Source organism: Thermotoga neapolitana DSM 4359 (assembly GCF_000018945.1).
GTDB classification, from domain to species: domain Bacteria; phylum Thermotogota; class Thermotogae; order Thermotogales; family Thermotogaceae; genus Thermotoga; species Thermotoga neapolitana.
This window is the reverse complement of the sequence record NC_011978.1, coordinates 1,570,899-1,583,676: the sequence shown is the minus strand read 5'-3', so window position 1 is coordinate 1,583,676 and position 12,778 is coordinate 1,570,899. Positions and strand designations below refer to the sequence as shown.

At 44.6% G+C, this 12,778-nt stretch carries 16 protein-coding genes and 1 pseudogene; 7 read left to right on the top strand and 10 right to left on the bottom strand.

Going from position 1 to position 12,778, the window contains the following annotated elements; translation table 11 throughout:
- Positions 1 to 9: 9 nt before the first annotated feature.
- Positions 10 to 1,653 carry a M3 family oligoendopeptidase gene (locus CTN_RS08040; protein ID WP_004080599.1) on the bottom strand — a complete coding sequence of 548 codons (1,644 nt, stop codon included), beginning with the start codon at positions 1,651 to 1,653 and terminating at the stop codon, positions 10 to 12.
- Positions 1,654 to 1,797: 144 nt separating this feature from the next.
- On the opposite strand from CTN_RS08040, the gene larC reads away from it, so the two are divergent.
- Genes larC through larE form a run of 3 tightly spaced genes read left to right on the top strand, consistent with a single transcriptional unit; the run spans position 1,798 to position 4,553 of the window.
- Positions 1,798 to 3,006: a nickel pincer cofactor biosynthesis protein LarC gene (larC, locus tag CTN_RS08035; protein WP_004080598.1), complete on the top strand. Its 1,209-nt coding sequence runs from the start codon at positions 1,798 to 1,800 to the stop codon at positions 3,004 to 3,006.
- A complete protein-coding gene (larB, locus tag CTN_RS08030) occupies positions 2,999 to 3,754 on the top strand; it encodes a nickel pincer cofactor biosynthesis protein LarB (RefSeq protein ID WP_004080597.1) in 756 nt (251 codons plus the stop codon). Before larC ends, larB begins: the two co-directional genes overlap by 8 nt.
- A complete protein-coding gene (gene larE / locus CTN_RS08025) occupies positions 3,747 to 4,553 on the top strand; it encodes an ATP-dependent sacrificial sulfur transferase LarE (protein WP_004080596.1) in 807 nt (268 codons plus the stop codon). The genes larB and larE overlap by 8 nt, the downstream gene beginning before the upstream one ends.
- A gap of 178 nt (positions 4,554 to 4,731) precedes the next feature.
- Here the strand turns inward: larE and CTN_RS08020 are convergent, their stop codons facing one another.
- Positions 4,732 to 5,493 (bottom strand): tyrosine-type recombinase/integrase, encoded by a 762-nt coding sequence (locus tag CTN_RS08020; protein ID WP_004080595.1) that lies wholly within the window; start codon positions 5,491 to 5,493, stop codon positions 4,732 to 4,734.
- A gap of 63 nt (positions 5,494 to 5,556) precedes the next feature.
- Here CTN_RS08020 and CTN_RS08015 point away from each other — a divergent pair, with 63 nt between their 5' ends.
- A complete protein-coding gene (locus CTN_RS08015; RefSeq protein ID WP_004080594.1) occupies positions 5,557 to 6,105 on the top strand; it encodes a GNAT family N-acetyltransferase in 549 nt (182 codons plus the stop codon).
- Here CTN_RS08015 and CTN_RS08010 read toward each other — a convergent pair.
- Both CTN_RS08010 and CTN_RS10290 read right to left on the bottom strand, forming a co-directional pair.
- On the bottom strand, positions 6,086 to 6,370 hold the full coding sequence (locus tag CTN_RS08010) for a DUF234 domain-containing protein (protein ID WP_010865227.1): 285 nt from the start codon (positions 6,368 to 6,370) through the stop codon (positions 6,086 to 6,088). The genes CTN_RS08015 and CTN_RS08010 overlap by 20 nt on opposite strands.
- Before the next feature lie 9 nt (positions 6,371 to 6,379).
- Entirely contained in the window at positions 6,380 to 6,529 is a 150-nt protein-coding gene (locus CTN_RS10290; protein WP_369792337.1) for a zinc ribbon domain-containing protein, read from the bottom strand.
- A 372-nt stretch (positions 6,530 to 6,901) separates the two neighbouring features.
- On the opposite strand from CTN_RS10290, the gene CTN_RS08005 reads away from it, so the two are divergent.
- Positions 6,902 to 8,152: a sensor domain-containing diguanylate cyclase gene (locus CTN_RS08005; protein ID WP_004080592.1), complete on the top strand. Its 1,251-nt coding sequence runs from the start codon at positions 6,902 to 6,904 to the stop codon at positions 8,150 to 8,152.
- Positions 8,153 to 8,322: 170 nt separating this feature from the next.
- Here CTN_RS08005 and CTN_RS10285 read toward each other — a convergent pair.
- Positions 8,323 to 8,502: pseudogene (locus tag CTN_RS10285) on the bottom strand (methyl-accepting chemotaxis protein); the annotation flags it as partial.
- Here CTN_RS10285 and CTN_RS07995 point away from each other — a divergent pair.
- Positions 8,496 to 8,882 (top strand): UTRA domain-containing protein, encoded by a 387-nt coding sequence (locus CTN_RS07995; RefSeq protein ID WP_227738389.1) that lies wholly within the window; start codon positions 8,496 to 8,498, stop codon positions 8,880 to 8,882. The pseudogene CTN_RS10285 and the gene CTN_RS07995 overlap by 7 nt on opposite strands.
- Before the next feature lie 65 nt (positions 8,883 to 8,947).
- On the opposite strand, the gene CTN_RS07990 is transcribed toward CTN_RS07995, so the two are convergent.
- Positions 8,948 to 10,297, bottom strand: a complete 1,350-nt coding sequence (locus CTN_RS07990; RefSeq protein ID WP_004080589.1) for a hypothetical protein — start codon at positions 10,295 to 10,297, stop codon at positions 8,948 to 8,950.
- A gap of 590 nt (positions 10,298 to 10,887) precedes the next feature.
- Here CTN_RS07990 and CTN_RS07985 point away from each other — a divergent pair.
- Positions 10,888 to 11,133 carry a hypothetical protein gene (locus CTN_RS07985; RefSeq protein ID WP_015920043.1) on the top strand — a complete coding sequence of 82 codons (246 nt, stop codon included), beginning with the start codon at positions 10,888 to 10,890 and terminating at the stop codon, positions 11,131 to 11,133.
- On the opposite strand, the gene CTN_RS07980 is transcribed toward CTN_RS07985, so the two are convergent.
- From CTN_RS07980 to CTN_RS07965, 4 genes are all read right to left on the bottom strand, one after another.
- Positions 11,130 to 11,684 (bottom strand): sulfurtransferase TusA family protein, encoded by a 555-nt coding sequence (locus CTN_RS07980; RefSeq protein WP_004080587.1) that lies wholly within the window; start codon positions 11,682 to 11,684, stop codon positions 11,130 to 11,132. The genes CTN_RS07985 and CTN_RS07980 overlap by 4 nt on opposite strands.
- Before the next feature lie 86 nt (positions 11,685 to 11,770).
- A complete protein-coding gene (gene tusB / locus CTN_RS07975; protein ID WP_004080586.1) occupies positions 11,771 to 12,034 on the bottom strand; it encodes a sulfurtransferase complex subunit TusB in 264 nt (87 codons plus the stop codon).
- A gap of 11 nt (positions 12,035 to 12,045) precedes the next feature.
- Positions 12,046 to 12,399: a hypothetical protein gene (locus CTN_RS07970; protein ID WP_004080584.1), complete on the bottom strand. Its 354-nt coding sequence runs from the start codon at positions 12,397 to 12,399 to the stop codon at positions 12,046 to 12,048.
- A gap of 9 nt (positions 12,400 to 12,408) precedes the next feature.
- Positions 12,409 to 12,765 carry a DsrE/DsrF/TusD sulfur relay family protein gene (locus CTN_RS07965; protein WP_004080583.1) on the bottom strand — a complete coding sequence of 119 codons (357 nt, stop codon included), beginning with the start codon at positions 12,763 to 12,765 and terminating at the stop codon, positions 12,409 to 12,411.
- Positions 12,766 to 12,778: the final 13 nt, after the last annotated feature.

Here is a 12,778-nt window from a genome sequence, read left to right as displayed (position 1 = left end):
GCCAGGGCTTCATTTTTCTATTTCTTCGATCTGTTTTGCCACAAAATCCACGATCTCTCTTATGTAATCCCTCGAGAATTTGAGCTCTATTCCCGCGGTTTTATAAACTTCGTCCACCGGCATCGAACATCCCACGGATAAAAATCTCTGATAGTCTTTCAGTGTTTTTTCTGGATCTTCTATGTAGTTCCTGTAAATTGCCAGGGCTCCTATCTGTGCTATGCCGTACTCGATGTAGTAGAAAGGTACTTCGAAGATGTGAAGCTGAAAGAGCCACCTCGTTTTCTTTTCTTCGTCCAGATCGCTCCAGTCCACTCCCGGGTTGAATCTGTCCATCAAATAAGCGAAGTACTCGTCCCTTTCTTTTGGTGTGTGATCTGGGTTGGTGTAGATCCAGTGCTGGAAGGCGTCCACGATCATGCACCACGGCAGAAAGTAGAGTGCACCTTCGAGTTCTTCGATCTTTGCCTTTTTCAGATCCTCGGGGTCGGTGTAGAACTCGTCCCAGTATTCCATGGAGATGAGTTCCAACGACATGGAGGCGAGCTCCGCAACTTCCATTCTATGCGGTCTGTAAAAGACCGGAAGGCTCAGCGTTTCAAACGAGTGCATCGAGTGTCCCAGTTCGTGAAAGATCGTCCTCACATCCCCCGGTTGTCCCACCGCGTTCATGAAGATGAAGGGAGCTCCCGTCTTTGGAAGCGTGTGGTTGTATCCACCAGGAGCTTTTCCTTTTCTGTTTTCAAGGTCAAGGAGATTCTTTTCCCTCATGAGGCGAAATCTTTCCGCGAAGGTGGGGTTCAACCTTTTGAGTGCTCTCTCGGTTTTTTCCATGAATTCTTCCACTGAGGAAAAAGGTTTCAAGACCTTTCCATCCACATCTACCGCTGTATCCCAGGGTCTGACGCTTTCGATTCCCAGCTTTCTCTGCCTGATTTTTGTTCTTTCCACCAGATAGGGAACGACTTCTTTTTCCACCGCTTCGTGGAAACGGTACAGGTCTTCCGGGGTGTATTCGAACCTGCTCTTAAGTCTGTGCATGTAATCTCTGTAGTTGGAAAAACCCGCGTTCAGGGCCTGCTGGTGCCTGATTTCTTTGAGTTCGTCGAAGAGTTTGTTGAGCTTGTCCCGTACTTCCCAGATTCCTTCGTACCTTTTCCTCCAGGCGAGTTCCCTCGTAGATCTGTCGGGATCTCTCAGGTACACGGAAAGCTGCTGAAGCGTCTTTTTCTCTCCTTCGAAATCGACTTCGATGTTTCCCACGATCGTGCCGTAGTTTCTAGAGAGGATACTCTCTTTCACCTGAAGAGGAACGTTTTCCTCTCTGAACAGTTCCACATCGTTTTTGATCACCTTTATCATGTGTTCGTAACCACGCGGAGCGAAGTGTTCGTTTTCTACGATTTTCTCTTTTATCTTCTGTTCGTAAGGCTTGAGTTTTGCCACGATCTCTTTTTGGAACTCCTCGTAAGCTTTTGCGAACTCTTCCTTGTCTGCGTTCACAGTCATTTTGATGTAGAGCCATCCGTGTTCTTCTCTTACCCGGTCGAAGAAGTCCGTCACTTTGTTGATGAAGGTTCTGAATTCTTCAGGAGAACTGATCTGAAAATCCAGAAGTTCTCGAACAACCGGTTCAACCTCTTCCCAGCGCATTGTACATGCCCTCCTTGTTGGGTTCTCCATTATTATTTTGCGGCAAGGATGCTTCGAAGCTTCCCAATTTAAATCAACTGTTACTTAGTTCGCATCAAGAATTAGTGTATACTTACTTAAAAAAGATATGGAGGTGCGAATACGATGAGGATACTATATCTCGATCCTTTCTCAGGGATATCTGGGGACATGTTCCTTGGCCTTTTGGTCGATCTTGGGGTGGATCCAGAAAAGATAAAATCCCGTCTTGAAAAGCTCAACGTCGAATTCGATCTCGTGGTGAAAAAGGTAAACAAAAAAGGAGTAACCGCCACAAAAGTTGACGTTGTTTTCCCTAGAAAAGAGCACCACGAGGATCACATTGTGTCGGATCATGATCACCACCATCACCATGGAAGACATCTCTCCGAGATCGTTGAAGTACTCAGCAGACTCGAAGATCCTTTGAAAGAGAAAGCGATAAGGATGTTTGAAGCTCTCGCAGAAGCGGAAAGCAAGATCCACGGCCTCTCAAAAGAAAAGGTTCATTTCCACGAAGTTGGGGCCATGGACGCTGTGATAGAGATCGCGGGAGCTGTAGTTGGATTGGAGCTTCTCGAAGTAGAGAAGGTTTTCTGTGGCACTGTCAACACGGGAAGCGGTTTTGTGATGACAGAACACGGCAGATACCCGGTTCCCGCTCCAGCCACCGCTGAGCTGCTGAAAGGCATTCCGATCTATATGGATCAGAAAGTGCGCGCGGAACTGGTCACGCCGACGGGAGCAGTGATCTTGAAGATCCTGGTTGACGAGTTCAGGACACCGATCTTGAGAGTAGAAAAAGTGGGATACGGAGCTGGGACGATGGATCTCGAAATACCGAACGTTTTGAGGGGGTATCTCGGTTACATCGAACCCTCCGAAAGAACCGGAGATGTTCTCATAGAAACGAATGTGGACGATATGAATCCACAGCTGTTCGGTCATCTCATGGAGAGACTGTTTGAAGCGGGGGCAAAGGATGTCTTCTTCACACCCATATACATGAAGAAGAACCGTCCGGCTGTCAAGGTTTCTGTTCTCTGTCACGAGTCGAAAAAAGATGAGATCCTGAAACTGCTCTTCAAAGAAAGCACCAGCATAGGTGCGAGGGTTTTCTATCCCGAAAAGGTAGAAGCGACCCGCACATTGAAGACGGTAAAGACCGAATACGGGGAGATTCCAGTCAAGATAGCGAGTTTCGATTCGGAGATCGTGAACATCTCACCAGAGTACGAGGCTTGCAAGAAGGTTGCACAGGAGAAAGGAATTCCTCTCAAAGAAGTATACAGAGCGGTCTACAAGAGTGTTTCGGAGGTTCGAAACGATGTTTGAAGATGTACTGAGATCTCTCGCAAGTGGTGAGATAACCATTCAAGAAGCGGAAGAGAAGATTTTGAGCAAATTTTTTGAAAGAACAAACGAGTTGATGCTCGACATGGAAAGAGACAAAAGGCAGGGATTTCCCGAAATCGTCTTTGCACTGGGGAAAACTAAGGAGCAGACGATAGCCGCTGTGGAGAAGTTTTTAGAGAGAAAGGGAATCGCCTTTGTCTCCGGTCTGGACGAGGAGAAAAAACGGGAGTTGAAAGATAGATTTTTTGGCTACGTGATAAAAGAAGCTGGGAGACTCGTGGTTTTAAAGAGAGAAAATACAACTCTGGAAAAGTTGAACGGAAAAGTTGGAGTGATAACTGCTGGAACTTCTGATGTTCCCTTCGCCGAGGAGACTTCTCTCATACTTGAAGAACTCGGTGTCAACGTTCAGAAGGTTTACGACGCGGGAGTTGCGGGGATACACAGATCCTTTTACGCACTCAGCAAGACAGAAGATTCTGACCTTCTCATAGTCTTTGCCGGAATGGAAGGAATTCTTCCTTCTCTCATAGCTTCTCTCACAGATCTTCCGGTGATAGCCGTTCCCACACCCGTTGGTTATGGATTCGGTGGAGAGGGACTGGGAGCGCTTTCCACGATGCTTCAAACGTGTGTTCCGGGTCTTGTTGTGGTGAACATAGGGAACACCGTTGGAGCCGCAGCGGCCGCCGTGAGAATTTTAAGGAGGATAAGGAAAGATGGATAAACTTCAGAGAATAAGTGAAGCTATTAAAAGCAAGAAAAAACTCGTCGTCATGTTCTCCGGTGGGGTCGACAGCACCCTTTTAGCGAAACTGGCACGTGAAGTGCTGGGAAAAAACGCCGTGGCACTCACGATAGACTCCCCGGTGATTCCAAGAAAAGAGATAGAAGAAGCGAAGAATCTGGCAAATCTCATTGGAATAAGGCATGAATTCATCGAACTGAACGAGCTCAAGAGCAGACACCTCATAGAGAATCCTCCAGACAGGTGTTACCTGTGCAGAAAGCTGAGAGACAACATCGTAAAGAACTGGGCAAGGGAGAATGGTTTCGATGTGATAGCTGATGGGTTGAATTTTTCAGACCTTCAGGATTACAGGCCGGGAGTGAAGGCATCCACGGAAGACGGCATCTGGCATCCCTTCATAGATTTTGAAGTGACGAAGGAAGAGATAAGAGAGTACTCCAAGAAGCTGGGGCTTCCAACTTGGGACAAACCCGCCATGGCCTGTCTGTGTTCGAGGTTTCCTTACGGATTTGGATTGAACGAAGAGCGCGTTCGAATGGTGGAAAAAGCGGAGAACTTTCTCAGAGAACTGGGATTCAGAGAGGTGAGGGTGAGATTTTTCCCGTACAAAACCGCTGTTGTCGAAGTGGGAAGAGATGAGATGGAACTCCTCATGGGCAAAAGAACAGATATTGTATTGGCACTTCAGAAGATCGGTTTTTCTTTTGTGACGCTGGATCTGGAAGGTTTTGCCAGCGGAAAGCTGAACAGGACGATAGAGGGTATGTCAAAGTAATGTTCTGGCAATGTTCCAGTAATATTAGTTTACGCAATCAAGTTGTACATAATTATAAATATTGAATAGTAAAATTTAGGGTAAATTAAATAACAAAGAGTATATTGTTTAATATTAGTTTAGATTAGCAAATATTAATATCTTCTTTGTTTCAAAATCGTTATTGTCATTTATTTCATTAAATAATTTTTGGAATCTCAATTCCTTCACTTGCTATCTTTAGGTATATAGAAGTGGTGGAGATGTTTGCGTGACCCAGAAGGGCCTGAATCTTGTTCAGGGGAACACCTCGTTCAATCAGCGCCACAGCGAAAGAATGTCTGAATATGTGGGGAGTCACTTTTTTCTTTATACCCGCTTTCCTTGCGTATCTTTTGACGGCTCTCTGTATCGATCGAACGGAAGGTTTCTTCTCGAAAAAGCCGGAATTCATGAGTTCTTCTACCAGTTCCTTTGAGACGTTGATGATTCTTTCCTTGTTTCCCTTTCCCTTTATTCTTATCCTGGCAGTTTCGTTCACCGAAATATCGTGAACTGACAGATTCACAATCTCCGATACTCGCATCCCGGTATTGGCGAGCACTTTGAATATCGCTCTGTACAGAGGGTTGTCACACGCTTCGATAATACGACGGACTTCATCGAGTTCAATGGCTTTTGGTAACACCGTATGACGGGGAGGCTCTGCTTCGTTCCAGAAGCGCTCTTCCGCGTTCAGCAGTCCTCTATCCGCTCTCCAGTTCAGGTAGTTCTTCACAACGACGAGCTTGTTCCTCTGGGTAGCGGGAGCGTTCTTCGATATTGTGTTGAGATACTCCTTCCAGGTTTCTGGAGTGATGGGCTCGAACCTGGTGAATTCTCTTAGAATAGATCTGTATTGATACAGCGTCCTTTCGCTTCTTTTTTTAACCACTTTGAGGTACTCCAGGTATTCGTCCACCGAAGATCACCTTCCCAATAATTTATGTTACACTATAAATCAAAAAACGAACGGAGGGATTCTATGTTTGAAGGAAAGCTGGTGAGGCTCAGGGCCTACAGAAAAGAAGACATAGAGAAAGCCCTGGAATTCGCCAACGATCCTGAAGTGAAGAAGTGCCTCGTTCCGGGTATTCCTTTTCCGTGGAGAAAAGAAGACGAAGAAAAATGGTACCAAAGTTTGAATCCCTTCAGCACAGATTCCTACTCGTTCGCCATCGAGAAGTTGAGTGATGGAGAGTACATAGGGGGATGCAGCATTAACAAAATCGACTGGAAAAACTCTGTGGCAGAGGTCGGCATATTTCTGGGGAGGCCTTACTGGAGCCAGGGATATGGAACGGACGCTATGAGGGTACTGGTGCGGTTCATTTTCAACGAGATGAATATGAACAAGATCAAGCTCCACGTGTTCAGTTTCAACGAGCGGGCAAAGAGAGTTTACGAGAAAATAGGCTTCAAAGTGGAGGGTATCTTAAGACAAGAACTTTTCAGAGAAGGAAGGTATCACGACGTTATCGTGATGGGCTTGCTGAAGAGTGAATGGGAAGACCTCACCGAAACAGATCTTTGAGTTCGACCAGTTTCACTTCTTCGGTCTCTTTTAGTCCATCGAAACCACTTCTGGAAAAGAGATAGTAAACAACGGAGAGATTATCTACTTGAAGATCCTTTAGAAGGTATGGAACTTTGCTTCTCAATCGATCCAGAACACGAACATCTATTTTCTTGTTTGACCACTTACATTCGCCAACGTATAGGGTGTTTCCTTTTATTCCTACGATATCTATCTCTACATCCTTGTTCATCGCCGAACCACAGTGTTTGCAAACGTACAAACCTCGGCTTCATCTGTCCACAGCACCGCATATAGAACATGTCTGTGAGGTGTGCGTTTCGAGCACTTCAATAACTCTGATTCCTACTTGATCGGCTTTGTACTTCAGTTTGCTGAGAAACTTTCCATACGGCATCTGGTGGAGTTTCTGGTTGTTGATCGAGTCGATGTCTATCTCGGTGATACCGTGGCTCAGTTTTTCAACAACTGATGATCAAAAGTTCTGATTTGTTGCTTGAAATCTTTCTTCTTAAAAACTCACATTCCCTTTCCCTGTCAATCAGCATGCCCATTCCCCCTTGAGATTCCTTACAATAAAAATTATAAATGATGATTTGCTAAATGTGAATTTAGTAAATTCAGATTTATATTTTTGGGAGGAAGACTTTGGTGTCGTAAAATGTCAATTTTACGACACCGCGATTTGAGAAACATCTACCGTTTAATTCTGGAGTGAAAAAAGCAGGTACATGCGGTCCTCTCACCATGATATAATTTCCTGTGATTCACTTTTGTGTGGAGGGGATTGGCTTTGAAAGCGATCACCAAAAGATTCATTTTCATTTACATACCAGTTCTCGCTGCGCTGTTTTTTCTCTCAAGGATAAACTACCTGCTTTATCATACAGTAATAGAGTTCTTTGCGATATTTACCGGTCTGTCGATTGGTTTAATAGCGTATGCCACACGTGGATTCAATCAAAACAGAATCTTCATAAAGTTTGGAATCGTTTATATATTCGTTGCAATTGTCGACTTCCTTCATACGCTTGCGTATAAGGGTATGGGAGTTTTTCCAAACTGGACGTCAAACCAGCCCACCCAGTTTTGGATCGCAGGAAGATTGCTTGAAACACTCGGTTTTGTTCTGATCCTGTATTTTCCTAAGCTCAGCGAGAGAACATTGTTTTTTCTGTTCGGCCCTCTGACCACATTTCTGATCACATCCATCTGGACTGGAGTTTTCCCAGACTGTTTCATCGAAGGTTTCGGTTTAACAGAGTTCAAAATATCAATGGAGTACATCATAATTTTTGTTCTACTTGCGGTGCTTGTTCGAACGCTCAGAAGTAAAGATATCTCGATCTCTACATTCCGAAAACCTCTCGTAGCTGCAGTAATTCTCACGATCTTTGGAGAGCTCTCTTTCACACTGTATTCAGATGTCTATGGTTTTTTCAATTTCCTGGGACATGTTTTCAGATTTCTCTCGTACATGGTGATTTTGAGGGGAATGATAGTGAACGCTTTGGCGAATCCTGTTCGAGCTCTATTGTTTGAACTTCACGAAGAAAAAGAAAAACTCAAGGAAATCGCTCATCGCGATAGTTTAACAGGGCTCTTCAACAGGGCGTTTTTCAACGAGTGGATTCAGGATCAAGTTCGAAAAGCGCAGTTCCAGAACGTTCCGCTGTCTTTCATAATGATCGATGTTGACGATTTCAAACAGATCAACGACACATACGGACATTTAACCGGAGATAAGGTGCTCAAATTCGTTGCAAGATGTATTAGCGATTCGATTCGCTCTTCGGATTTTGCAGTGCGCTACGGTGGGGATGAATTTTTAGTTGTCCTTTACAACACCAGCAAACAACAAGCAGAACGGGTCGCTTCGAGGATAAGGGAGAAAATCAGAAACTCGAATGAACTGGGAGTGGATGTCGATATCAGCTACGGTGTGGCTGAACTCAATCCAGGTGACAACTATTTGAAATTCCTTCAAAAAGCGGACGAAGAGATGTATGGAATGAAGAGAGAGAAAAAGTCCTGTTGTGATTAAGAAAAAGAGGAGCCAGAGGCTCCCCGTATTGTGGGTTTTTCCGCAGATTCACAGCACCATGTCCTCGAAGTTTTCCTTAATCATCGAAAGTAGATTTATGGTTTCGTTCACACTATCGAGAACAACCTTCAACTGGGAGAAGAAATTCTGTATCGTCGAATACCCGTGTTTATGGTCGATAGATATTCTGCTATCTTTGAAGAGGAGCTTCGACTCTCTTCGGCAAGCTTTCTGATTTCATCAGCAACCACTGCAAAACCTCTTCCGGCTTCTCCACTCCTTGCAGCTTCTATGGCGGCATTGAGGGCAAGTAAATTCGTCTGTTCGGCAATACTCGATACAGTTGCAACAACCTGTTGCAGACACAGCCTGGCAGTTTTGGTCTGGTCCTTCAACCGTACTGGGGTGGCGGCTCAGGTACGTCGACGAAGGCCCCATCGTGGTGGAAAAGTCCTACTTCCATCCTGAGGTTTCAAAATCGTTCGAAAACGAAGATTTGACAAAATCCCTCGCCAAACTGTTCTTCAACAGTTTGAAGGATGCAAAGATTTCCAGGATCGAGCAGGTCATAGAACCCTGCACCCGGCAGGAAGCGGAACACGTGCAGAACCTGATCGACGCCGAAGAATTTTTGAAGATGTCCCGCTGGATCTACGTTGAAGGCCGTGACGAGCCGGTTTATTACCTACTGCTATTCATGCGCGCCGACCTGGACAGGATTAGAAGTTGAGACAGACAACCCTGGGCTCATCTTTTGAAGCCCACACAGCAGCGATCGTTGTTCAACTATCCTACCTATGCTGAACCGCCGGCGGGAATCATACGCACTTCTTTTATCTGCTTGTGGTCTTGGTCCATGAAAACAACCAAGTTTACCTGTTTTTCCGCCTCAAGCTGGTTCAACCGTTCCTCAAAATTAGCTAAGGATTCGTACAGCCTTTCTCTCATTTCTTCAAGTTCGCGCAAATTCCTTCTGACGTCCTGTCTTAATGACCTTTTAATCTGGTTTTCCGTTTTTTCGCTTGTGAACAATGCCCAAAACTCTTCAATTCTGTCTAAACTTTGCTCTATGAATTCTTCGATCTTTCTTGTTCTTTCCAAAAATCTCAGTGATTCCTTCAGGTCATTGATTCTAACCCTCAAGATCGATTTACCAACTGGTAAGAATGTCTTAAGATAAATCGTGACTAACCTTTCTTGAAAGACCAACAAAAGATACTTAGAATAGTGGAAAAAACTGTTCAAGACCTTCCTGAATTCTTCTCCTTGCTTCTTTAGTCCCTTTCCAATCCAAGCGCCAATCTCGAATTCTTCCAATTTCTTGAAGCAGTTTTCCATATCGATTTGATAATGTAAGACGGCCTGCTGACATTGCCTTTCTATGGATTCAAGTTGGCTATTGAAACTATTGATATCGTACTCTGAAAGATCTCCGTTCTTCAAAGCCTCGTATACCTGTTTCAAGTAAAGCAGATTACCCTGAATTCCGGTATCCCGCTCTTTTTCAAGAAATTCCTTTATGTCAGCAACACCCTCTTCGATTTTCTTCAACCTTTGCTCGATATCGTGCAAATATTTCTGTCTCGTTATCACCGCCAGTATAGCCCAGACCGTTGCTGCCGAACCTAAGAATCTGTAAAACCCGGGAGACAAAACGTTGGGAAGCCCTGTGATCGTACCATCTGGTCTAAGTGCTACAGCTTTATAAACCCCATTCGAGCGCATGAGATGATCAAAAGGCTGACTGAATCTCACCAGGTAGACTCGAGGTGAGGATAGAGGAACGCTGAAAAGCAGCAATGGCATGCTCGAGAACGCTGCAGACAGTTTCGAGAGGACCTTTTGCGGTAATTCTACTTTCTCCCATCTCCCAACATAATCACCAGTGTATGGTTCAATCTGTAGTACTGGTGAATTGAACTCATCTTCTATGATCACTTTCTCAACCTTCTCTGGCTCCTTTGACGAACTGAGTGTTTTTTCCGTAGTATTGCTCATACCCATCGACGATTCTTCCGCTGCCGATTTTTTAGGATCTACAGTACGTTTTCTTCTCATTCTCATTGTACTTACGAATAAACCCACTGAGACCCCGAGTGCCAGGAAAGCAATCGCTACAAGGATAAACTGGAATCCCGTAACCACTCGACACAACCCCCTTTCAAAGAATCGCCGAGAATTTTCACGTGAACGGTCCAGCAAAGTTTTGCGTGAAGAGCGACTCGATACAAATCAGCTTTCTTCTGCTTGAAATTATAATCTAACTTTCTGACCGGATCAAGAGTATTTTTCATGACGTTGAGAATCTCGAGAAAAAGATGATAAACTGTGGTCAAGGCATTAAAAGTGGCACTAATCAAAAATCAGATCAGCAGTAATAATCAACATAACTTAAACACTCAAACCAAAAACCTGGCAGCGAAATGGCCGATTCTTGAGATGGTTAAAACCGCAATACCATCTCCAGAAAGAAATGAACGTCATTCAATACTCTGGTCGAGTACGCTTCAAAAAAATCGTTGAAGGGCTGAGATGATCTTCCAGTCCGAGTCTATGGCTTTGATACGCTTGTCTCCTTGCCCACCGCGCAAAAACTCATAGCATTTTCTTCTCACAACACCCTTGTTGTTCGGTAGTCCTTGCTTAAGTTCGTTTTGGCACCTCGCTATGCCAGACCCACACACTTGGTGATGAGAAAACGTGTTTGATTTTACAGCCTCACAAGCGTCAGAACGATGATTACACTTACTCTTGCCGTCGCGATCGGTGAGATTCTGTTTGTGAGGGTGTTGCATCTTGACAGAGGATTTGAGCGAACTCTGATCACCCTTATGGTTCTTCCGCCACCGTTTATAATGCCGCTGTTCATAAGTGAGAGGAATCAAAAAGACATGCAACTCGTTCTCAACACGCTCTACCTTCACGTTCTGGTCACTTTTGTGATTTTCACTCTTCTCTTTCCCATCCTTTTCAATTTTTAAAGAGATTGCGGTTTCTTTATGTAGATCTTGGTTACGGGTCCGATCTGTTCAGTGGCCACTTCATAGCCTTCCCTCAGAGAGAAACTTGTGATCCTCTCTCCCGAGAGTGGATAGTCGCACATCACGATCAGGGTTTCTCCAGGCTGGAGTTTTTCCAGTTCTTTTCTGGTCGTGATCTCTGGAACGGGACATATTTGTCCCCGCATATCGAGAAATTTCTTCGACCCAGGCGACTCTTCTACTGAGATGATACTGGAAATTTTCTTTTCTTTTTCGTTCTCGTGGAGCAATTCCACCGCTGCTTCGAGCATCCTGAACACCTGAACAGAAGAAAAATCGTACCTGTCACCCTCGGGTGTCTTTACGACTTTGAGGATCCCCGCTTTAACCATCTGGTTCAAATACCTGTAAGCGGTTGAGGGATTGATCTTCAGCTTCTCCGCCACTTCTGAAGCGGTGAGACAACTGTCTCTCAAAAGCATCAGGATGTCGAGTCGTGTCTGATTCGATAAGGTTTTAAAGAGTGTCAAAACGCTTCCGCGCTGTCCCATGGGTTACCACCTTCTGCAAAAGCCGCGGACGAGCCGCGGCCTGCTGTTGACTTAGCGTATTCTTATTTTATCACATCTAAATCTCATCAGCCGATGAATTTCTCTTCACCCTCCAGAAGATCTATGAATTCACTGTAAGTGATCAGTGGAACTTTTGAATCCTCTTCGGAATATCCTCTCGCAAGAAAATCGTCCTTGATTGCGTAGACCTTTGCTGGTGTTTCGAGTTCTTCCAGAGCCCAGAAGACACCGTTTTGTATGAGAACTATCTTATCTTCTGCCTTTGCAGATCTTATTTTGAGTTTTTCCACTGGGTGATCCGTTCCGTACTTAACGAGTACGAGTGCCATCTCCTATCACCTCACATGAATATAACGTAGTCGAAACTGTGTAAGAATTCTGGGAGATTCGCTTCGTCGATCACTTCTGCCCCGAAATTTTCGTCCAGTTCTTTTACCCTGTACTTCTCGAGATGCTGTTTGACTGCGTAAACTTTGGTACCGTATCTTTTGATGTATTTGTGACAGATCGAGAGAGGAAGTAGTCCCAGCATCTCCGGCTTCGTATTTTTGGATAACGCAACAGAAGCCTCTTCAATTAGGAGAACATTTGGTTCCAGATCCTCTCCGTACATTCCAAAGGCAGTTCTGAATGCTTCGTTGACCCAGACACTTCCAACCGGTGATTGATAGGCTACAAACAGAAGTTTCTTCATGATCTCACCTCAAGCCATCAGATTTATGAATCTGTCGCAGGTGGCAATCAGGTTTGCGAGTTCTGGAAGACCGCTCGGTTTCGAACCCTCTATTATCATGTCTGTGGTTATCCCTCTGTAGTCCATACATATTCCACATATGTGAACCTCGAAGTTTCCTTTTTGCATCAGTTCTACAAGTTTCTGTGGAATGTTTCTGTCGATTTTGATTGGCTTTATGTTCTTGTTAGTACAAATGACGGAATCCGCGAAGAGAAAGAGTGTTACTTCATGACCTTTTTCCATTGCGGCTTCAGCGATCTTTATAGCGGTATCCAGATCTTCATATGTATAGGGTGGAACCATCACCTGTATTCCTATCTTCATAGTTTTTCCTCCT